At 70.4% G+C, this 22,096-nt stretch carries 12 protein-coding genes and 1 pseudogene; 9 read left to right on the forward strand and 4 right to left on the reverse strand.

Translation table 11 applies throughout. The annotated features are described in order from the left end of the window. Positions 1-161: 161 nt before the first annotated feature. The gene (locus tag ACFOSH_RS22165) at positions 162-1,292 is read right to left on the reverse strand and encodes a S8 family serine peptidase (protein WP_378240945.1); all 1,131 of its coding nucleotides are present in this window, start codon (positions 1,290-1,292) and stop codon (positions 162-164) included. 148 nt (positions 1,293-1,440) lie between these two features. Between ACFOSH_RS22165 and ACFOSH_RS22170 the strand changes: the two genes are divergently transcribed. Both ACFOSH_RS22170 and ACFOSH_RS22175 read left to right on the forward strand, forming a co-directional pair. Beyond that, entirely contained in the window at positions 1,441-4,734 is a 3,294-nt protein-coding gene (locus ACFOSH_RS22170) for a right-handed parallel beta-helix repeat-containing protein (RefSeq protein WP_378240946.1), read from the forward strand. A 71-nt stretch (positions 4,735-4,805) separates the two neighbouring features. Then, positions 4,806-7,202 carry an ATP-binding protein gene (locus ACFOSH_RS22175; RefSeq protein WP_378240947.1) on the forward strand — a complete coding sequence of 799 codons (2,397 nt, stop codon included), beginning with the start codon at positions 4,806-4,808 and terminating at the stop codon, positions 7,200-7,202. Here ACFOSH_RS22175 and ACFOSH_RS22180 read toward each other — a convergent pair whose 3' ends face one another. Continuing rightward, the gene (locus tag ACFOSH_RS22180; protein WP_378240948.1) at positions 7,203-7,775 is read right to left on the reverse strand and encodes a sigma-70 family RNA polymerase sigma factor; all 573 of its coding nucleotides are present in this window, start codon (positions 7,773-7,775) and stop codon (positions 7,203-7,205) included. Positions 7,776-7,947: 172 nt separating this feature from the next. On the opposite strand from ACFOSH_RS22180, the gene ACFOSH_RS22185 reads away from it, so the two are divergent. Then, positions 7,948-10,629 (forward strand): AAA family ATPase, encoded by a 2,682-nt coding sequence (locus ACFOSH_RS22185; RefSeq protein ID WP_378240949.1) that lies wholly within the window; start codon positions 7,948-7,950, stop codon positions 10,627-10,629. Here ACFOSH_RS22185 and ACFOSH_RS22190 read toward each other — a convergent pair. Next, positions 10,626-11,219 carry a hypothetical protein gene (locus ACFOSH_RS22190; RefSeq protein WP_378240950.1) on the reverse strand — a complete coding sequence of 198 codons (594 nt, stop codon included), beginning with the start codon at positions 11,217-11,219 and terminating at the stop codon, positions 10,626-10,628. The two genes, ACFOSH_RS22185 and ACFOSH_RS22190, sit on opposite strands and share 4 nt — an antisense overlap. Positions 11,220-11,423: 204 nt before the next feature. Here ACFOSH_RS22190 and ACFOSH_RS22195 point away from each other — a divergent pair, with 204 nt between their 5' ends. Continuing rightward, the gene (locus ACFOSH_RS22195) at positions 11,424-12,554 is read left to right on the forward strand and encodes a sugar ABC transporter substrate-binding protein (protein WP_378240951.1); all 1,131 of its coding nucleotides are present in this window, start codon (positions 11,424-11,426) and stop codon (positions 12,552-12,554) included. A gap of 695 nt (positions 12,555-13,249) precedes the next feature. Here the strand turns inward: ACFOSH_RS22195 and ACFOSH_RS22200 are convergent. After that, a complete protein-coding gene (locus ACFOSH_RS22200; protein ID WP_378240952.1) occupies positions 13,250-13,759 on the reverse strand; it encodes a cupin domain-containing protein in 510 nt (169 codons plus the stop codon). A gap of 77 nt (positions 13,760-13,836) precedes the next feature. Between ACFOSH_RS22200 and ACFOSH_RS22205 the strand changes: the two genes are divergently transcribed. The 5 genes and pseudogenes from ACFOSH_RS22205 to ACFOSH_RS45130 form a co-directional block, all read left to right on the forward strand. Continuing rightward, positions 13,837-14,286, forward strand: coding sequence for a MarR family winged helix-turn-helix transcriptional regulator (locus ACFOSH_RS22205; protein ID WP_378240953.1), 450 nt, complete (start codon positions 13,837-13,839; stop codon positions 14,284-14,286). A 19-nt stretch (positions 14,287-14,305) separates the two neighbouring features. Continuing rightward, entirely contained in the window at positions 14,306-14,905 is a 600-nt protein-coding gene (locus ACFOSH_RS22210; protein WP_378240954.1) for a cupin domain-containing protein, read from the forward strand. Positions 14,906-15,360: 455 nt separating this feature from the next. Further along, complete coding sequence (locus ACFOSH_RS22215) at positions 15,361-15,591, forward strand: MbtH family protein (RefSeq protein ID WP_378240955.1); 231 nt, start codon at positions 15,361-15,363, stop codon at positions 15,589-15,591. A gap of 8 nt (positions 15,592-15,599) precedes the next feature. Further along, positions 15,600-20,651, forward strand: a complete 5,052-nt coding sequence (locus tag ACFOSH_RS22220) for an amino acid adenylation domain-containing protein (RefSeq protein ID WP_378240956.1) — start codon at positions 15,600-15,602, stop codon at positions 20,649-20,651. Then, positions 20,648-22,048 (forward strand): annotated as a pseudogene (locus ACFOSH_RS45130) (condensation domain-containing protein); the annotation flags it as partial. The gene ACFOSH_RS22220 and the pseudogene ACFOSH_RS45130, both read left to right, overlap by 4 nt. Positions 22,049-22,096 lie beyond the last annotated feature (48 nt).

The following is a 22,096-nucleotide window of genomic DNA, read 5'->3' on the forward strand; positions in this document are numbered from 1 at the left end:
CCCACTCGTACCAGTAGTCACAGCGGCGCCGCGTGAAGGCCCCCTTCCTCGGCTCAGCCGAGGAAACTCGACCTTCACGTACCTCAGGCGACCAGGGCGGCGGCACCGAGTGGGTCGGGGTGGTCGTGAGTGGCGATTCGGCTTAGAACCCGAATCGCCACTCACGACCCCGAAGACCCGGCCCGCCACCTTCGCCGCCGCCCCCTCGGCACCACGACAGCCGCCGCGCCCAGCAGACCGACAGCCACCACGACACCCACGACGACCGTCCAAGCCGCCTGCCGCGCGGGCCCCAGGTCCGGACCGGGCGTCAGCACCACCGGTTCACGGCGCGCGGCCGCCGCGGCGCCGACGCCGGAAGCGACCGAGGTCAGCGCCGCGAGCGGGTCGAGCACGGTGACCCCGGCCTGTGGGTACGCGGTGTCCCGCAGGCGCCGGGCGAGGTCGGCCGCGGTCGCTTCGGGCCGGTAGGAGCGGATCAGCGCGGCCGCGGCAGCCACATGCGCGGCGGCGAACGCGGGACCCGCGCCGACAGCGGCGCCGCCGCCCGGGCCCTTCCCCACCACGAGATTTCCCGGTGCGGCAAGGGATCCGGGGGCCGCCTTGGCGTCCGGTTTCCCGTCCGGGCCGATGGCGGACACCGCGAGCACGCCGGGGAACGCCGCCGGGTAATACGGGCCCGGCGGGGTGTCGCGGGCCTTGGTCATGTCCCGGCCCGCCGCCGCGACGACCAGCGCGCCCACCGCGACGGCCCTGTCGACAGCCTCCTTCAGCGCCGGATCCGCGTCGGTGACGGCCACGGCGACGCAGATGATCCGCGCGCCGGCCGCGACCGCGCCGTCGAGGGCGCCCGCGATGCTCGCCGCGGTCGCCGCGCCGGTCTTTTCCGTACCGCGTACCGCGAGCACCCGCGCGCCGGGGGCGAGCCCGGAAACCCGCTCACCGTCCGCCAGGGGCGCCGCGATCAGGCTCGCGACGACCGTGCCGTGCCCGACGCAGTCCGTCCCGGCGTCGCCGACGGGCTGGACCGGCAGGACCGACTTGTCGACCCCGGTGTCCACCACCGCCACGGTGACACCGTCCCCTTTCGACAACGCCCAGAGCCGGTCTACGCCGAGATAGGGCAGTTGCCACGGCACCGAAGGAACCTTCTTGCCCGACGGGGAAGTGCACGCCTGTCCGGCTTTCAAGGTCTGCGGGATCTGCGGGAGCTCGGTGTCCTGCGCGGCCGCGAGACCGCCGTTCGCCAGCAAGGTGAGCGTCGCGCACGCCACGGCCAGGGGTCGCCTCATCGTCCCAGTCCAGCACGCGCCGCGCGGCGCGCCCAGGAAGAACCACCGGCAGGATCGCCGGGCCGGTGAACCCAATCGGACCTCCACCGCGTTGTCCATGGTGGAGCCGAGGGCAGGTTCCGTTCGGAGAACGACGAGGGGAGCGCTCGTGTCACGGCACGTGCTCACGGTGGACCGCGATCAGGGGTATCGCACCATTTCGGCCGCGTTGCAGGACGCGCGCAACGGCACGGTGATCTCCGTGCTTCCCGGCCGCTACGACGAATCCCTGGTGGTCACCAAGGTCGTCACCATCGCGGCGAGCGACGCGCGCGGGACGGTGGAGGTCGTGGCACGCCAGGGCAGTGCGGTCCAGCTCGCCGCCGAGGCCGTCAAGCTCACCGGTCTGGTGCTGCGGGGGCAGAACGAGGAACTCCCCGCGGTCGACATCGCGCGCGGGCAGGCCGCGGTGGAGGACTGCGAGATCATCGGCGCCGCCTGGACGGCGGTGCTGGCCCGCAACTCGGGTTCGCTGGCGATGCGGGGCTGCCGGGTGACCAACCCCGGCGGCGCGGGGATCGTGGTGACCTCGCCCGCCCCCAGCACGATCGAGGACTGCGTCGTCGAACACGTGCAGACCTCCGCGATCGTGATCGCCGAACGCGGGAACCCGATGGTGCGCGACTGCACTCTGCGCCACGCCAAGGGAAACGGCGTCTGCGCGAACGGACAGGCGCAGGGCACCATCCAGCATTGCGACATCTCTTCGACCGACCGGCCCGGGATCGCGCTCGAAGAGGACAGCGCGACGAAGGTCATCGACACCACCGTCCGTGACACCGCGAGCGGCGTCTTCATCAGCACGCACTCCTCCCCCGTGCTCGAAGAGTGCCGGACCACCAACACCACCGGCGACGGGATCACCGTGGCCGACGGCGCCGACCCGGTGCTGCGCCGCTGCCGGACAGCCAAGACCGGTGGCGTGGGGGTCCGGGTCACCGGACGGTCCCGCGGCACTTTCGAGGACTGCGAAGTCTCCGACGCGACGGGCGCGGGCATCCACGTCGACGAGGCGAGCGGCCCGACGTTCAGCCGGACGACCGTTCGCGGCGGCGCGGCGGAAGGGCTGGTGGTCACCGACGGCGCGACGGCCGAGTTCGACCGGCTGGAGATCCGCGACGTGACCGGCCACGGTGTCGTGGTGCGGGCGGCCGCCAATCCGCTGCTGCGCCGGGCGACGCTCACCGCCTGCCGGGGCAACGGCATCGAGGTCACCGGCAACGGCCGCGGCCGGGTCGAAGACTGCGAAGTGCGCGATGCCGGAAAGGCCGGTCTCAGCGTCTCCGAAGGTGGAAGTCCTTACGTCAGCACGCTTCGGGTGCATCAAGCGAAACAGTCCGCCGTCCTCATCGGACCCGGCGGCGTCGGTTCCCTGCGGGACTGCGAGATCGGCGAGGCAGGGGAAGACGGTGTGCTGGTGCGCGACGGCGGGGAGCTGATGCTGTCGCGCTCCTCCGTGCGGCGCTCCCGCGGTCACGGCGTGCTGGTGGAAGCGGGCGCGCGGGCGAAGCTGACCGCCGACGACGTCAGCGGGAATCGCCGGGACGGTGTCCGGATCGAGTCGGCCGAGACGGTGAGCGTGGTGGACTGCACGGTTTCCGACAACACCGGCGGCGGCCTCCGGACGACAGTGCCCAACGCTCGGCTGTCCGTGGAAAACCTGACCAGCAAGGCCAACGGCGCCCCGGACAACGACGGCACGACGGCCGCCGCCGAGGTCTCCGCGGTCACCGAACCCGGTGAAGCGCCCCAGAGCTCCGAGGGCGAGAGCGGACCGCTGGCCAGGCTGGAGGAACTCGTCGGCCTCGGCGGTGTCAAGCACCAGGTGAAGACACTGGTGAACCTGAACAAGATGGCGCGGCGACGGGAACAGGCGGGGCTGGTCGCGCCGCCGACCAGCAGGCACTTGATCTTCGCCGGCCCGCCCGGCACCGGCAAGACGACCGTCGCCCGGCTCTACGGCAGCATCCTCGCCGAACTCGGGGTGCTGCGCGAAGGTCATCTGGTCGAGGTCGCCAGGGCCGATCTGGTCGCCCAGATCGTCGGCGGAACCGCGATCAAGACCACCGAGACGTTCACCAAAGCCCTCGGCGGCGTGCTGTTCATCGACGAGGCGTACACCCTGAGCGCGCAGAGCAAGGGCAGCGGCCCGGACTTCGGCCGCGAGGCCATCGACACGCTGGTCAAGCTGATGGAAGACCACCGTGACGAACTCGTGGTGGTCGCCGCCGGCTACTCGCAGGAGATGTCCTCGTTCCTGCAGTCCAACCCCGGGCTGGCGTCCCGGTTCACCCGCACCATCGAATTCGAGAACTACGGCACCGACGAGCTGGTGACCATCGTCGAGAAGATGTGCACCGCCCACCAGTACCAGGTGCCCGAGGACACCAGGAACGCGCTGTCCGTCCACTTCGGGCAGATGGATCGCGGCGACGACTTCGGCAACGGCCGCACCGCGCGCAAGGTGTTCGAGGAAATGGTGGACAGGCAGGCCTTCCGGCTCGCGAGCGATCCGGACGCCGACGACCAGAGCCTGTCGCTCCTGCTCGCCCCCGACGTCCCCGGCGACGCGGGCAAGGCCGTGCGCAGCGGCGACGACGACGAACTGACGGTGCTGCGGACGAAGCTGGATTCGATGATCGGCCTCACCGGGGTGAAGGACGCGATCAACGATCTGGTGAACCTGATCTCCACCGCGCGGCAGCGGCGCCAAGCCGGGCTGCCGGTCCCCGCGATCAACAACCACCTCGTCTTCGCCGGCGCGCCCGGTACCGGCAAGACCACGGTGGCGCGGCTCTACGGCGAACTGCTCGCCGCGCTGGGCGTGCTGCGCAAGGGCCATCTGGTCGAGGTCGCGCGCGCCGACCTCGTCGGCCGCTACGTCGGGCACACCGCGCACCTGACCAGGGAGGCGTTCGAGTCCGCCCGCGGCGGCGTGCTGTTCATCGACGAGGCGTACGCGCTGACCCCGGAAGGCGCCACGGGCGGCGACTTCGGCCAGGAAGCCGTCGACACCCTGGTGAAACTGATGGAGGACCACCGCGACGACACCGTGGTGATCGTCGCCGGCTACTCCGCGGCGATGCGGTCCTTCCTCGCCTCGAACGCCGGTCTGGCCTCGCGGTTCTCCCGGCACATCGAGTTCGAGAACTACTCCACCGACGACCTGGTCACCATCGTGCACCGGATGGCCTCGTCGAACGGCTACGAATGCGCCCCGGAGACGGTCACCGCGCTTCGCGGGCACTTCGCGGGCGTGGAACGCGACGAGACCTTCGGCAACGCCCGCTACGCGCGGCAGGTCCTGGAGACCATGATGACCCGGCAGGCCGGACGGCTCAGCACGACCGGCGCCCCCACCATCGCGGATCTACGCCTGCTGTCACCGGCCGACCTTCCCTGAGCTCAACCTCGCGATGCCGTGGCAGGATTGACCTGCCCGGCATGGCCGTCGTTGAGAGGAGTCCACGCAGCGTGGACAAGACCGCGTTCGGAGACTTCCTTCGTTTCTACCGGCTGCGTGTCCCGCTGACGCAGGAGGAGCTGGCCGAGCGGACCGGGATCAGCGTGCGCAGTATCAGCGACATGGAGCGCGGGCGGGTCCGCACTCCGCAGCGGCGCACCGCGGAACTGCTGGTCGAGGGGCTGGGCCTGGCGGGCAAGGAGGCAAGCGACTTCGCCCGTTCCGGACGACGGGGTGTCGTCGTGCCGGACGAAGCCGTTCCCGCCGAGGCGCCCCGTCCCGTCGCCGCCGCCCTGCCGCCCCATCTCACCGAACTGACCGGCCGGAAGGCCGAACAACGACTGCTGGACGAGGTCGCGGAGGCCGCGGCCTCGTCGTCCCGGCTCCAGGTCGCGGTGCTGCACGGGCTTCCGGGCGCCGGCAAGACCGCGCTGGCCGTGGACGCCGGGCATCGGCACGCCCACCGCTTCGCCCAGGGCTGCCTGTTCCTCGACCTGCGCGGGATGGATCCCGAACCGCTCACGCCGGACAGGGCCGTGCATCGCCTGCTGCGCGGGCTGGGGCTCGACGAACGCCAGTTCCCCAACGATCCCGAAGACCGGCTCGCCCTCTACCGGTCCCTGCTCCACGACCGCGAGATCCTGCTGATCCTCGACAACGCCGCCAACGAAGCCCAGGTGCGCCCGCTGCTCGCCACCAGTCCCGGCTCGATGGTCCTGGTGACCAGCCGGAGCACGCTGGCGGGACTGAACGTGAAGCACCGCCTCGCCCTCGACGTCCTGTCCGGTGACGAGGCGGCGGACCTGCTCGGCGTGGTCGCCGGAGAGCGGCGGGTGAAGGGGGAACCGGCCGCGGCACGGCGGGTGGCGGAACTCTGCGGCGGGGTGCCGCTCGCCCTGCTCATCGCGGGCAACCGGCTCGCCAGCCGTCCACAGTGGACGATCGCGCATCTGGCCGACCAGCTGGAGAACGAGCGGCGGCGGTTGTCCGTGCTCACCGCCGGTGACCTGCAGATCCGCACCGCCTTCGTGTTGTCCTACCACCATCTGGCGCCCGAAACCGCCCGGGTGTTCCGGCGGCTGGCGCTCGTGGACGGTCCGGACGTCTCCGTCGAGCTGGCCGCGATCGCCTCCGGAAGGCCCGCGGACGAGGCCGAAGCGGCGCTGGAGAAACTGGCCGAAGCCAGCCTGCTCGGCTTCAGCGGCACACCGGGCCGGTACACGATGCTCGATCTGCTGCGGGTGTTCGCCAAGGAAAGGCTCGAAACCGCCGAAAACGCCGAGGACGTCCGGGAGGCGGCCGAGCGCGTCCGGCACTGGCTGCTCGCGGTGGCTACTAAGGCGGCCCAGTTCTTCGATCACGACAGGACCGAGGTGACCGTCACGATCGACGGGCCCGATCCGGTGCGCGACCGGGAATCCTCGGCCCGGTGGCTGACGGAGGAACAGCACCAGTGGCGCGGGGCGCTGCGGTCGGCGGCCGCCCTCGGCGCGCACGGACAGGTGCTCGAACTGGCGCAGGCCATGCACTGGTACTCGGATCTGCGGGGCACCGGGCCGCTCTGGCGCGAGGTGTTCGGCGCGGGTGCGGCGGCGGCCGAGGCGCTGGGCGACGTCCGGTCGGCGGGTGAGCAGCTGAACTACGTGGCGTGGGCGCACTACGCGCTCTGCGGGGATCCGCAGGCCGCGTTCGAAGCGCATGAACGCGCGGTGGCCGCGGCGACCGCGGCGGGCGACCTGACGGTGCAGGCCTGGGCCTGGTACTACGGGGCCGCCATCACCCGGCGGCTCGGTTCCCCACGGGAGGCCGCGCTGGTGTGCAGGCGGTCCGTGGACCTGTTCGAGCGAGCGGGCTATCCGAACGGCCGTCATCTGGCGCTGTCCCTGCTGGGCAGCATGCTGCACACCCTCGGCGAGTTCGGCGAGGCCGTCGCCGTGCAACGGCGAAGCGAGGCCTACTACCGGGGTTCGGCCACCGCGCCGGGTAACGACGAGCTGCTGTCGATGGTGCTGACCCGGCTCGCCGACAGTCTCGCGGCGGCCGGCGACGTCGCGTCCGCGCTGGACCTGGTGGGCGAGGCCGAGTCGCTGTTCCGAAGGCATGGCGCGACCTTCGCGGTGGCGAAGGCGCAGCATCTGCACGGCCGGATCCTGTTCACCGCGAACCGGCTGGACGAGGCCGAAGAACAGTTGCTGTCCGCCTTGGCCGAAGCGCGCTGGTCCGAAGCCAAGATCGAGATCCTGGTCGAGCTGGCGAAACTGACCGAAGCCGCCGGGAAACCGGCCGAGGCCAAGGCGCACCGGGTGCACGCCCTCGCCGAATGCGCCCGGTACGAAACGCCGTTCGCCAGGAGGACGGGGCACGAGCTGGCCGCCGAACTCGGGGTCGCGGTGCCCGAAACGGCCTGATCACCAGCCCGCGGCGGTGACCCCGCTGCAGGCCAGCACCTCGGTCATGGCGATCGTCGCGTGATGCACCCGCGACTTGACCGTCCCCACCGGGACGCCGATGCTCACGGCCGCCCGCTGACGGGTGCGGTCGAGCCGGTAGACCTCGTCGAGTGCTTCGCGCTGGATCGGCGTCAGCTGGGCCAGCCCGTCCTCGACGACGCACCGGTCGAGGACCTCGTCGGCGAAGTCGGTGTCACCCGGCAGCAGGTCGAAGTCGTCGTCCCCGAACACGACCGGGCGGGCCTTGTCACGGCGTGCCCAGTCGACGATGAGGTTGCGGGCGACCCGGAACAGCCACGGCCGCGGCGGGATGCGCTTCTCGATCAGCGCCTCGCTGTTGCGCCAGGCCCGGAACAGGCACTCCTGCACGACGTCCTCGGCCCGGTGCGGGTCGGTGGGGAGCAGGCCGCGGGTGAAGCGCAGCAAATGGTCCCGGTGTTCGGCGTGCAGCGCCGCGAGGAACGCGTTCCCCTCGGCCGACGGTGCCCTGTCCGCCAGCGAAGTCACCTGAGTACCGCGGTGGCCTGCCACGCCGACCTCCCTGCCTAGTTGGCGTCCTTGGCCTCATTCCACCGGTCGGAGTAGCCCGCGACCATGAGGAAGGACCGGCAGAACCCGGCAGGGGCGGGTTCTTCCGGTCCGTCTGCCGCCCGCGTTCCGCGTCGGCGGCGCTCGTCTGCATCGCCTCGCTAAGGTTCAGAGCATGCCCACGACGTCCTCCCGTTCGCTCGTCGGCAGGCGCGACGAAAGCGATCGTCTCCTCGCCCTGGCCCGCGCGGCGGGCCGCGGCGAAGGTGGTGTGCTCGTCCTCCGCGGCGAGCCGGGCATCGGCAAGAGCTCGCTGCTGGACCACGTCGCACACGCGGCGCCGGAGGGTTTCCAGCTCATCCGCGCGTCCGGGTCGGAGTTCGAGGGTGAGCTGCCGTTCGCGGCACTGCACCAGCTGTGCGTTCCGGCGCTGGCGCACCTCGACACGCTGTCGGCGCCCTACCGCGACTCGCTCCTCGTCGCTTTCGGGCTGGCCGACGGAGCGCCGGACCCCTTCCGCGTCGGCCTCGCCGCGCTCGAACTGCTGGCGACGGCCGCGGCGAAACGTCCGCTGCTGTGCGTGGTCGACGACGCGCACTGGCTGGACACCGCCTCGGCGAGGGCGTTGACCTTCCTGGCGCGGCGGATCGCGGCCGAGCCGATCGCGATGGTGTTCGCCGCCCGCGACCAGGACCCGATCCGCGGGCTGGACGAGCTGCCCGGGCTGACGGTCGGTGGCCTGAGCGACGCGCACGCACGCGCCCTGCTGGCCGAGGAGAAGACCGTGACGCTGGACGAACGGGTGCGTGATCGCCTGCTCGCCGAGGCACGAGGGAACCCGCTGGCCCTGATCGAACTGCCGAAAGCGGGTGGCTTCGCGCTGCCGGCGCCGTCGCCGATCGCGAGCCGGATCGAACGGAGTTTCCGGGCCAGGATGGCGGAACTGCCCCGGGACGCCCGGCGGCTGCTGATCCTCGCGAGCGCCGATCCCACCGGCGACCCCGGCCTGCTGTGGGCGGCCGCACGGCTGTTGGACCTCGACGTGCCCGCCGCGAGCACCGCCGCCGAGGCGTCCGGGCTGATCCTGTTCGGCACGCGTGCGAGCTTCTGCCATCCGCTGGCGCGCTCGGCCGCGTACCGCGCGGCCGAGCCGGAACAGCGTCACGCGGCGCATCGGGCGCTGGCCGAGGCCACCGATCCGGACTCCGCCGGGGACAGGCGGGCCTGGCACCGGGCTCAAGCCACCACCGGCCCGGACGAACAGGTCGCGGCGGAGCTGGAACTGTCGGCGTCCCGCGCGCAGGCCCGTGGGGGCGTCGCGGCCGCTGCCGCTTTCCTCGAACGCGCGGCGGCGCTGTCCCTCGACCCCGGCAAGCAGGTCGAACGCACGCTCGCGGCCGCGCGGACGACACTCGAAGCGGGCGGAACCGACGCGGCGGCGGACCTGCTGGCCAGCATCGACACCGAGAAACTGGCCGTTCCCCAGCACGCCTCCGTCGACCTGCTGCGCGGGCGGATCGCCTTCGTCCAAGGCGCGGACGGGGCCGTCCGGGGGCCGGAACTCATCCTGGGGGCCGCGCGGCGCCTCGCCGACGTCGATCCGGAACGGTCGCGCGAGTGCTTCGTCGCGGCGCTGGAGATGGGGCTCGTCGTCGGCAGGGCGGCGGGCGTGCTGGACAGGGTTCTCGACGCGGCCCGCTCAGCGCCGGCGACGTCACGGACGCCGGATCTCCTCGACGCGCTGGTCCGGTTGACCACCGAGGGGCACCAAGCCGGGGTGCCGTCGCTTCGCCGCGTGCTCACCGGCGACGACGCGGGCTGGACCCGGACACCGGCCCTGGCCACCGTGCTCGCGGGCGAGCTGTGGGACATCGACCTGCACGCGACGATCGTCGGCTGGCTGGTGCGGACCGGACGGGACACCGGAGCCCCGATGACCATCCGGCTCGGCCTTTCACAGGTGGCGATGCACGCTGTGCTCACGGGGCACTTCGGGCGGGCGATGGCCGCGATCGCCGAAGAGGAGGCGATCGCCGATGCCCTCGGCGATCCGCCGCAGCTCTACTCGAGAGTGCACCTGGCGGCGATGCGCGGCCGCCGTCAAGAGGTGCTCGACCTGTCCGCCGAGGCGACGGATCGCGGCAACGATCAGCTGACCGCGAACATCCACTGGGCGACGGCCGTGCTGTACAACGGCCTCGCCGAGTATCCGGCCGCACTGGACGCGGCGACGCGGGCCGTGGCGAGCGGCGACCTGTTCCTCACCGGCGTCGCGCTGCCCGAACTGGTGGAAGCCGCTGTCCGGTGCGGGGAGCACGCCGTCGCCCTGTCGGCGTTGAAATCCCTGGCCGAGCGCACGGAACCCGCCGGAACCGGCTTCGCGCTCGGGGTGCTGGCGGGCGCGCGGGCGATGGTCAGCGACGCGGAAGAAGACCATCTGGAGGCGCTCCGGCACCTGGCGAGCGGCCCGCTCGCGGTGCACCTCGCACGGGCGCACCTGCGGTACGGGGAATGGCTACGCCGGGCGGGCCGCCGCCGCGACGCGCGCGAACACCTGCGCACCGCGCACGAGCAGCTGTCGAAGATCGGCCTGGAAGCGTTCACCCGCCGGGCCGCCGACGAACTGCGCGCGACCGGAGAGGTGGCGCGCAGCCGCTCCGAACACTCCTACGACCACCTGACCATGCAGGAGACGCACATCGCGCGACAGGTCGCGTCGGGCGCGACGTCGAAGGAGGTGGCCACGCGCCTGTTCGTCAGCCCCCGCACGGTGGACGCCCACCTCCGCAACATCTTCCGCAAACTCGGCATCACCTCACGCCGTCAGCTCAGGGACATGCCCGATCTCAGCGCTTAGAGCCTGCCGCCGAGGATTCTCGCCAGCTCGCCGTATCCGGGGATGTTGGCGCTGATCGGCGCGCCCGCCAGCGTCAAATAAGCGATCCGGACTTCACCCCGGCTCCGTTTGACGGTCGTCACCAGCGTGTCGAGATCCGTGTTCCGGCACCACATCGCCACGTCCCCGGCGTCCGGCAAGGGCTGCGCCTGCCCCTCGCCCAGGCACTGATCCTCGGCGACGCCGAGCAAAGCCTCCGGCGTCGTGTTCCCGGGCGCGACGGTCACCATGAGACCGCCGATGTAGGAACCGTCATCGGCGCGGCTGAAGTCACACGCGTAGTTGACACTCTTCTGCCCGCGCACGACTTCCTGTTCCGCCGATCGATAGGCGGCTTTCGCTCGCAGCGCCTTTTGAAGCTCTTCGACACCAAGGAAAGCGCAGGCCGCCGAAACGACCTCAGGCGACATCGCCGGAGCCCAAGTCGCAGAAGGGACCGCCTCCGGACTCGGGGACGCCACGGGGACCACGGTCCCTTCGCCTGCCGCGCAGGAACAGCAGACGGCCATCACCGACAGCGAAAGCGCCACGGCCCGAACGAACTTGTTCATGACAGAACATCCCCCAAAACATCAGATTCTTCGAACAGGACACTACCCGGCCCGATCCCGAGCCCCGGAATTACCCGATCACTCATTGTCGGAACTTTTCCGACTTGTCACTCACCCGGTTTTCGGGTCCCCGGCCGGCCCTCCGGCATTTGGTTCGAGCGGGCTATGGCACCCGGCTGCCGATCGGCCCCATAATCGCTGCCCGTGGGAGCACGCCGGCTCCTCGTGGTCCCGTCCGTCCGGGAGGTCGTCACCGTGAAAATGCTGGACCGCGATCGCACTCCGGTGCGGTTCACCGTCCTGACCTCGGTCACCGGCGGATTGGTGCTCGCCGGGATCCTCGCGGCGATCCGCAGCGATGTGCTGATCGCGAAACTGCCCGCGTGGACCGTTCTGGCGGTGGGCTCACTAGCGGTGATCCCCTTTCTGCCGCGTCGGGCGCCGCGGATCAAACGGCCCCGTCAGGCGTTCCTGGTGACCTCGGCTTTCAGCCAGAAATACTGGGTCGCCGGTTTCGTGCAGCGTATGCACGTCGTGCTGGACCGCGGCGGCATCGACCTGGTGCTGAAGGTGCCCGACCGGGATTACGACGCCGCGGCGCAGGCACACCACCTCCGCAGAATCCTGGCCGCGCGCCACCATTACCTCGGCGGGATCATCGTCGCGACCGAAGTACACCGGCTGCGACCGGATCTGACCGAATTCTGCGCCGCGTTGGCCTTGCCGGTGGTTTTCACCGACATCGAACCTTTCGACGACGAAAGCGACTACCCCGCCAACACCACCTTCGTCGGATATCTCAGTTCCGATCTCGGAAAGCTCGCGGGCCGCTGGCTGGTCGCGCACTTCCGGCGGCACGGAACACAGCGGCCACACGTGCTGATCGTGGCAAGCCGGCAGCATCCGGCCCGGCAGAACCAGTGCACGACCGTTCTTCGAACGGAATTGACCGACGTTTCGATCACCCTCGACGACAGCTGCGCCTTCAATCGTCCTCGCGCTCACGACGCCGTGCAATCCCACATTCACGTACTGGCCGCGAATGCGGGACGCCTGGACGCCATTTTCTGCACCAATGACGAGATGGCTCTGGGGGCTGTCGACGCGCTTCGGGCGACGACCTCACCGGTCACGCCGGACACCGTGGTCATCGGCGTGGACGGAACCACCGAGGCACGGGCCCTGATCGACACCGGAGAGAGCCCGCTTCGGGCCACCGTGGTCCAGGATTCCCATCAAATCGCCGAAAGCGTCGTCTACGCGCTGGAATCCATGTGCGAACGAGGCGCGACCAGACGCACCGTCCTCTACCCGGAGATCCACGAAGTCAAGTGAGCGCGCCTTTTCGCCGGTGACTCTCGCGGTCTCGTGAGTGGCTAGGGCGGTTCTCTTGAGGGATAAGGCGAATGTGTCGTGTCCCCGCTGCCATGCCGGTGTCGCGAAGCTGACACGCAGACCAGCGACCACCCGACACCTTTGCCTTACCTCTCAATAACGGACCGGCATTTGCTTACCCATTGGTGTGCCGGGCGGTCGAGCGTGGAGGATTCGGGACGTTCAACGTCCCGAATCCTCCACGCTCGGCCTCGTTGATGAAGAAAGTTCCGAATCCTTCGTCGGCAACACCCTGCTTCGCCTCGGCGCGACCTTGATCAACGGAAGATCCGGGACACTCACCGTCCCCAATCTTCCGTTGACCAAGGGTGACCTCGCGACGATGAAGGAATTAGGACACTCACCGTCCCAATTCCTTCACCGTCGATCCGGGCGCCCACTGGGATCACTCTCACCCAGGTCAGCGGCAAAGAGGCAAAGACCGTTCCGCCCCAACGACACCCCCTCCTCACGCCAGACGCAAGGAAGAAGCCCTTCACCGCGACCAGCCCCAGAAGTGGCGATACCGGACGCCGTGAAGCCCCCCTCCACTACCGTCAGGGTAGGAAAGGAGGCCTTCACGGACGAGCCACCTCCAGACAGCGCCCCTCACCGTGGTCGTGAGTGGTAAGTGTCGTTCTAACGACACTTACCACTCACGACCACCCCAACCCACGCGTCACCCCAGCCCCGGTCCCGTCCCCGCGCTCCTCCCACTCCGGCACATCGACGAAGTGGACGTCATACCGTTCGTGCACCCGCTCGACCTCCTCCGGCGGGACCTCCCCGCGCAGGATCCCCGGCAAGACCCGGAAGTACCCGAACCGTTCGACCCCCGGCGCCAGCGTGATGAGCACGTCCGCGGCGGTGTCCGGCGGCGCGGCGAACGCGTGGTGGACTCCCGGCGGGATCACCACGTAACCGCCCCGTTCGACCCTGACCGTTTCGACGCCCACCAGCATCCGCAGCGCCCCGTCGAGCACGTAGAACGCCTCCGCGGACTTCTCGTGATAGTGCGGTTTCGTGCCAGGTTCCCCGGCACGCAAGGAAAGACGGTTCGCCCCGAGGAAACCGCCCGTGTGCCCGCCGTCGGCGAGCAACCACAACGCGGGCTTTTCGATGACCTCCGCGTCCTTCTCCTGAATCACCCAGGCTTCGTTCGCCATCGCGCCCCCATCTAGTTGAAGTCTTCAATCAAAGCTAGACCGAAGTGGTTGAAGGCGTCAACTGTTAGGGTGGCGGCGTGACCAACTGGCTCGACGCGAACCAGCAGCGCGACTGGCGTGCGTTCATCGAAGGATCCGTCCGGTTCGTCGACCTGCTCGACCGGCGGCTGCGCGAGCAGCACGGGCTTTCCCTGGCGGAGTACGAACTCCTGGTACGACTGTCCGAAGCGGACGGTCGATCGATGCGTATGGCCGACCTCGCGGAATCGGCGTACTACTCACGTAGCCGGCTCTCGCACCGCATCAACGGACTGGAAGCCCGCGGCCTGGTCCAGCGGGAATCGACCGCCGACGACGGCCGTGGCGTGCGCGCCCGGCTCACCGATCAGGGACACGAGACCCTGCTTCGCGCGGCGCCGGACAACCTCCGCACTGTCCGCGAACACTTCGTCGACGTGATCGAACCGGAAGACCTCCAGGCGGTCGGACGCGCCATGCGCGCCGTTTCCGGGCGACTCGATCAGTGACGCCTAGGACGTTCTCGACGTGGCACCCCCGTCGGCCTTGCTCGACCTTCTCCGAATCCAGTTCGAGGAAGCGGCCCCCGTCGGACACGGTGTAGTCCGGGCGGAGAAGCCCGGGCCGCCCGCGGGCCGCGTCGATGGCCGCGGTCGCGGGGCCGACACCGGCCGCGTGCCGCTGCCGCCCGCGTTCAGCGTCAAGGCGACGACCGAAGACACCGATGTCAGGTTTTCGCTGCTCGAGGTCACGGTCGCCGTGGACATCCCGCGGCACGTGCACCACGAGGCCGACGAGTGCGTCTACGTCCTCGACGGCGAACTCGGCATCGAGTTCGACGACGAGACCCACGTCGCGGCCAAGGGCACGTTCGTCCTGCTGCCCCACGGGGCTCCGCACGCCCTGCGCCGCCTCTCCGAGCCGCCCCGGGTCCTCCAGATCTCGTCGCCCGGCGGCTGGGAGCACTACCTGGAGGACCTGTTCGAAGCGGGCCCGGCCGTCCGGCGCACTGGACCCGGTGAAGATCAACCGTGTCGCCGCACCGCACCACATCACCGACGGCACCGAGTCGGTGGAGCCGCAGAGGGCATAAGTACCGAATTCTTTCCGGCCGCTGTGGGGAAATAGGGACATCGAACGTCCTTATTTCCCCACACCTCTTACCCTGGGTAACACTTTCGCCGATTCGAGCCCATTCCCGAAAGACACGGAGCCGCGTTCACGGACAGGTCAGTGACCCGAACCGACCGCTTGACCTCACACCGGCGTCCGAGACTCGAGATCCACGTCGAAGTTCGAAAAATCCGGGAGCACTAGAGTAATCGCCATACTCTATTGCCGCGCACCGGCGCGGCCCATGCTGTCGTGGTGGAACGCATGGGGGATGGTAGTTCTCCGACAGCCATGGGCTCGGGGTCCGCACCCGGCCGGCGCTCGTCGGTCCTCGGTCGTGAGGCTCACGACGCACCTTTTGTCTTCGCGACCTCCCGCAGCGCTCGCCGTGCCCGTCATCCCCACGGCCCCGACGCCGGTCATGACGGCCGCAGCAGGTCAACCCGTATCCCGCCGAACCGGAGGAACCCGTGGACGGAGACGCCCAGTCCTATGTGGTCGTGCTCAACGACGAGGAGCAGTACTCGATCTGGCCCACCGAACGCGACCTGCCTCCGGGCTGGCGCGGCGACGGCGTCAGCGGTTCCAAGACGGAATGCCTGGCCCACATCGGTGAGGTCTGGACGGACATGCGCCCGCTGAGCCTGCGTCGCGCGGTGGAACAGACCGGTTCGGCCGCTCACTCTCACAGCGAAGGATAACGCGCGCGATGGTGCTCAACGAATTCCACGCCAGGGTGGCCGAAGCACCGGACGCGATCGCGGTGCAGGACGGCGACCTGAGGCTGACCTATCGGCACCTCGCCGCGCACGCGTCCGGTCTGGCGAGCAAGCTCGTCGAGCGGGGGGTGGGCCAGGACAGCGTCGTGGCCGTCTACGCCAACCGGTCGGCGGAGCTGGTGGTCGCCGAGCTGGCCGTCCTGCTGGCCGGCGCGGCGTATCTGCCGCTGGACCCCGCCCATCCCGCCGCGCGGATCAGTCAGCTGCTGGAGCTTTCCGGCGCCGCCGCGGTCCTCACCACCGCGTCGCTGGTGTCCGCCGGTGCACCGCTCGGCGAAGACGTCCTGCTGGTCGATCTGACCGAGGAACCGGCTGACGCGGCCATTCCGGAACCGCCCCGGGTGAACGGCGCCGCGCTGGCGTACGTGATCTACACGTCGGGTTCCACCGGGCGGCCCAAGGGTGTCGCGGTGACCCACGCGAGCCTGGCCAACCTGATGCGCTGGCACCACAAGACCTACGGGACCCGGCCGGACGACCGGTCGACCCTGCTGGCCAGTCCCGGATTCGACGTGTCCGTCCAGGACATCTGGTTCACCCTGACCGCCGGCGCCACCCTGGTGATCCCGCCCGCCGACGTGCGCACTTCGCCACCCGCGCTCGCCACCTGGCTGGCAGACCAGCAGATCACCGTGACCTTCCTGCCCACACCGCTCGCCGAAGCCATCCTCGACGAGCAGTGGCCGGCGCACACGGTCCTCCGGTTCCTGCACACCGGCGGCTCGGCGATGCAGCGCGGGGTGCCGGACGGGCTGTCGTTCCCCGTGATCAACCTCTACGGGCCCACCGAAACCACGGTGAAGGTGACGGCCTGCGAGGTGCTGCCGGACGGCCCCGTGCCGCCGCCGATCGGCGTACCGGTCGACGGCGTGCGCTGCTATGTGCTCGACGGGCTCGACCCGGTTCCCGACGGTGAAGCGGGCGAGCTGTGCCTGGCGGGCGAGTGTGTCGCGCGCGGATACCTGGGCGACCCGGTCGGCACGGCGGCGGCGTTCGTGCCGGACATCAACGTTCCCGGGCAACGGATGTACCGGACCGGCGACAAGGTCCGCCGTCGCCAGGACGGTGTTTTCGAGTACATCGGCCGGTACGACGACCAGGCCAAGATCCGCGGGTTCCGGATCGAACCCGGCGAGATCGCCACGGTCCTCAAGCAGCACCCCGGCGTCCGGGACGCCTTCGTGGCCGTCGAGCACTCGGGTCGCCCGGACGCGCGTCTGGTCGCCTACGTGGTTTCCGAGGTCGCGCCTGCCGAGCTTGTCGAGTTCGTCGGGATCCGGCTGCCCGCCTACATGGTGCCGTCGGCGATCGTCTCGTTGCCCACGTTGCCGCTGACCCCCAACGGCAAGGTCGACCGCGCCGCCCTCCCCGCGCCCGACCGGGCGGCGGCGGGCCTGGCCGACGTCGCCGTGGCGCCGCGCACCCCGACACAGGTGGCGGTGGCCGAGATCGTGGCCGGGTTGCTCGGCATCACCGAGGTCGGCCTGCACGACGACTTCTTCGCGCTGGGCGGGAACTCGTTGCTCGTCGGACGGCTCGCGGTCCCGCTCGCGAACGACCTGAACGCCGCGGTGAGCGTGGCCGAGCTGTTCACCGCCCGGACCGTGGCGAGCCTCGCGGCGATCGTCGACGAGCGTGCCGCGGCCGAGGGTGACGGACCCGCCTCCGCGGCGATCGCGCCGATCGCGCCGCCGCTGCGCCGGGTCGAACGGGACCGGCCGATCCCGCTTTCCCTGCCGCAGGAACGGATCTGGTTCTTCGAACAGCTCTCGCCCGGCAACCTGGCCTACAACTTCCAGGCCACGGTTTCGTTGCAGGGCAAGGTGGACGTCGACGCCCTGCGCGCGACGCTGGACGAGATCGTCCGGCGGCACGAGGTCCTGCGGACAGCCTTCGTCCCGATCGACGGGGTCGGGCACCAGCGACCGGTGGACGGGGTCAAGGCACCGCTGAAGGTGCTCGACGTCCCGGCAGCGGAGGCCGACACGGTCGTCGCGGCGGAGCTGCGTCAGCCGTTCGACCTCGCCAACCCGCCGCTGGCCCGCTGGGTACTGCTGCGGCACGAGAACGACCAGAACACCTTCCTGCACGTGGAGCATCACTTCGTCCACGATGGATGGTCGCTCTCGGTGTTCCTGTCCGAAATGCGCGCCCTCTATCCGGCCTTCGCCGCCGGGAAGCCCTCGCCGCTGCCCGAACTGGGCATCCAGTACGCGGACTACGCCTATTGGCAGCGGGACTTCATGCGCGGCGACGTACTGCGTGCGCACGTCGATCACTGGACCGAACGGCTGGCAGGCGCCCCGGACACCCTGGAACTGCCCGCAGACCGGCCACGGCCGGCGGTGATGACCTTCCGCGGCCGGGCGCCGCGGATCCGGATCCCGTCCGAGCTGGCACGGGCCCTGCGAGCCTTCAGCCGCGAGAACCGGGTTTCGCTGTTCTCCACGATGTACGCGGGCTTCGCGGCGTTGGTGTACCGCTACACCGGGCAGCGGGACATGCTCGTCGGGACCGGCGCGGCCAACCGGAACGTGCCCGAGCTGGAGCCGTTGCTCGGCATGCTCGTCAACACGCTGGTCCTGCGCACGAACGTGTCGGGCGACCAGCGGTTCAGCGAGCTGCTCGAACAGGTGCGGCAGACCGTCGCCGAGACATTGGCCTGGTCGGACACCCCGGTCGACGCGGTGATCGACGCGATCGACCCGGTCCGCGACACCTCGCGCACCCCGCTGTTCCAGGTCATGTTCAGCTTCCACGACTCCGCGGTGCCGGACATCGACTTCGGCGGGCTGACCGGCCGGGTCACCGAACGCTCGAACCTCACGGCCAAATCCGATCTCAACGTGATCGTGATCCCGCGCGCCGAACAGCGCATCGGCCGTGCGTCCAGTGCCGAGGACGACGACCTCACGATGATCTGGGAGCACTCGTCGGACCTGTTCGACGAAGCCACCATGACGCGGATGATCACGCACTACCTGACCCTGCTCGCCGACGCGGTGTCCGCCCCGGACACGCGGGTGGGCGCGCTGCGCCTGCTCCCCGCCGAGGAAGCGGACCAGCTCGAACGCTGGACCCACGGTCCCGCGACGGCGGGCACCGAGCCGGTGACGGAGCTGATCGAGCGGCAGGCACGGAGCCGGCCGGACGCCGTCGCGGTCAGCTGGCCGAACGGGCAGCTCACCTACGGCGACCTGTGGCGGCGGGCCGGCGGGCTGGCCGACAAGCTCCAGGAGGCGGGCATCACCGCCGAGGAACCGGTGGCGGTGTGCGCCGACCGGTCCGTCGAGCTGGTCGTCGGCGAGCTGGCGGTGCTCTTGGCGGGCGGGTGCTATCTGCCCGTCGATCCGGGCTACCCGGCCGAGCGGATCAGCTTCATGCTGCAGGACGCGGGCGTGCGGAAAGTCCTTGCCACGCCGGAAATGCGGCTCCGGCTGCCGACCCCGACCAGCGACTTCCGCGTGTTCGACCTGGGTGCCCTCGTCCGGGACGGGCAGGTCGACCCCGGTGACCCGGTCACCCCGGAACGGTTGGCGTACCTCATCTACACGTCGGGATCGACAGGCAGGCCCAAGGGAGTCGCCCTGTCCCACCGGGGACTGGCGAACCTGGTCGCCTGGCACATCGCCGAATACGAGCTGAGCCCGGCCGACCGGACCACGCTGTTCGCGAGCCCCGGGTTCGACGCGTCGACGTGGGAGATCTGGCCCACCCTCGCGGCGGGCGCCACCCTGTGTGTCGTCCCGCCGGATTTCCGTTCCGCGCCAACGGAACTGGTGCGCTGGCTCAGCGACGAGGGGATCACCTCGGCCTTCCTGCCGACCCCCATCGCCGCGGCCGTCCTGGACGAGCCGTGGCCCGCCGAAACCGCGTTGCGGGCGCTGCTGACCGGCGGCGACGCGCTGCCGTCGGCGCCTCCCGAGGGGTTGCCGTTCCGGTTGTTCAACCATTACGGGCCGACGGAGAACACGGTCGTGGCGACGGCGGGCCTGGTGGCGCCGGACCCGGCGGGACGACGCCCGTCGATCGGCAGGCCGATCAGCGGGATCGACACCCACGTGCTGGACGCCGAAGGGCAGCGTGTGCCCACCGGTGTCCGTGGCGAGTTGTACCTCGGCGGGACGGCGGTGGCCCGCGGCTACGTGAACCGCTCGGAGCTCACCGCGAAGAGTTTCCCCGTCGACCCGTTCGCGAACGACCCCGGCGCCCGCCTGTACCGCACCGGTGACCTGGTCCGCTGGCGTCCCGACGGGCAGCTGGAATTCCTCGGCCGCGCGGACGAGCAGGTGAAGATCCGGGGCTTCCGGATCGAACCCGGAGAGGTGGCGGCCACCCTCAGGGAGCATCCGGACGTGCGGGAAGCCGTGGTCATCGCCCGCGCGCCCGCGGCGGGTGCCGAGGTCTCGCTCGTGGCGTACGCCTGTGGCGACGGCTGGAGCGAAACCGGCCCCGACGAGAAGCTGCTGGCGTTCCTGCGCGATCGGCTGCCCGTCTACATGGTGCCGGACGAGGTCGTGGTGCTTTCCTCCTTGCCGCTCACCGAACACGGCAAGGTGGACCAGGACACGCTGGCCGCGCTGGCGCCGAGCACCCCTGTCGTACCCGAGGCGGAGCAGGTGCCGCGGACGGAGACGGAAGAGCGGGTCGCACGGCTCGCGTCGGCGTTGCTCCACGACCGCCCGGTGGGGCGGGTGGACGACTTCTTCCGCGTCGGCGGCCATTCCTTGCTCGCGGCCCGGCTGGTGGCTCAGGTGAACGAGGCCTTCGGTGTCGCGGTGCCGATGGCGACCTTCCTCCAGCAGCCCACTGTCGCGAGCCTGGCGGACGCCGTGACCGTCGCGACGACAGGACCGGGAGCGGGCCCGATCAAGCCGCGGGCCCGCCGCACGGCCGCACTGCTGACCGGGCTCGATCAGCTCAGTGACGAGAAAGTCGAGTCGCTCCTGCGCGACGCGGGGGAAACCGAGGTGCGGCCGTGAGCGGGGCCGGCGAATCGGAGGCAGAGGACCGGCGGGCGTTGCTGGCCGAACTGCTGCGGCGGAAGTCCGAAGAGGACAGTTCGTCTCCGCTGTCGTACGCGCAACGGCGACTGTGGTTCCTCGATCAGCTGCAGCCGGGCAGCGCGGTCTACAACGTCCCTCTCGGCTACGACATCACCGGCAGGCTGAACCACCCGGCACTCGAACAGGCGCTGACCGAAGTCGTGCGGCGCCACGAGATCCTGCGGACCGCCTTCCGCTCGACCGCCGGGACACCACATCAGGTGGTCCTGCCGCCCGCCACCGTGTCCATCCCCGTCGTCGACCTGACCGCACCCGGCCGGACGGCGCGTGAGGTGGCGCGGCTCGCGGACGAGGAAGCGGGCGCGCCGTTCGATCTGGTGGCGGGCCGGGCCATCCGGGCCCGCCTGCTGCGCCTGGGTGAGCAGCAGCACCGGCTGCTGCTCACCGTGCACCACCTCGCCTGTGACGCCGCGTCGGTCGGGATGCTCGGCAGGGAGCTCGAAGTCCAGTACCGGGCCGCCCTGAACGGCCGGACGGGGCAAGAGCCCGAGCTGCCCATGCAGTACGCAGACTTCGCCGAGTGGCAGCAAAGCACGTTGGCCGGGCCCGAGCTCGACAGGTTGCTGTCGTACTGGACGGACAGGCTGGACGGCATGCCCACGCGGCATCTGCCCACCGACCACGCCCGCCCGCCGGTGCAGAGCTATCGCGGCAACGCGATCTCGTTCGAGCTGCCGCCTGCCTCGGTCCGGCGGCTCGAGGAGCTGGGCAGGACGGAAGGTGTCACGCTCTTCAGCATCCTGCTCGCCGCGTTCGCGGTCCTGCTGCGGGCGCACGTCGGCGAGGACGAAGTCGTGGTCGGCACCCCGGTCTCCGGGCGGGAACGGCCCGAACTGGCCGGGCTCATCGGGTTCTTCACCAACACCCTGGTGCTCCGCTGCGACCTCGGCTCCGGCCCGACGTTCCGTGAGCTGATCCAGCGGCTGTGGACGGAGGTCAAGGGGGCGCTGGCCCACCAGGACCTGCCGTTCGAGAAGCTCGTCGAGGAGCTGCACCCCGACCGTGACCTCGCCCAGAACCCGTTGTTCCAGGTGCTGTTCAGTTACCGGTACGAAGACGAAGGGGCGGGGCTGCGCCTGGACGGCTGCCAGGTGCGGCCGGTGCTGGGCGACACCGGCACGGCTCGCTTCGACCTCACGCTGAGTCTCGCGCGGACCCCGGCCGGCGTGACCGGCAGGCTGGAGTACAGCACGGACCTGTTCGAGGCCACGACCGCCGAGCGCATCGCCGAGCGCTACGTCGAAGTCGTGACGGCCGCCGCGAACACCCCGGACCGGCCCGTCGACGAGTTGACGGTGCTGCCGTCGGCCGAGCTCGCCACCCTGTCAGGCTGGCAGGCCGGTGCCCAGGCAGGAATCCCC

The sequence above is a fragment of the Amycolatopsis speibonae genome (genome assembly GCF_042647925.1).
Lineage (GTDB): Bacteria > Actinomycetota > Actinomycetes > Mycobacteriales > Pseudonocardiaceae > Amycolatopsis > Amycolatopsis speibonae.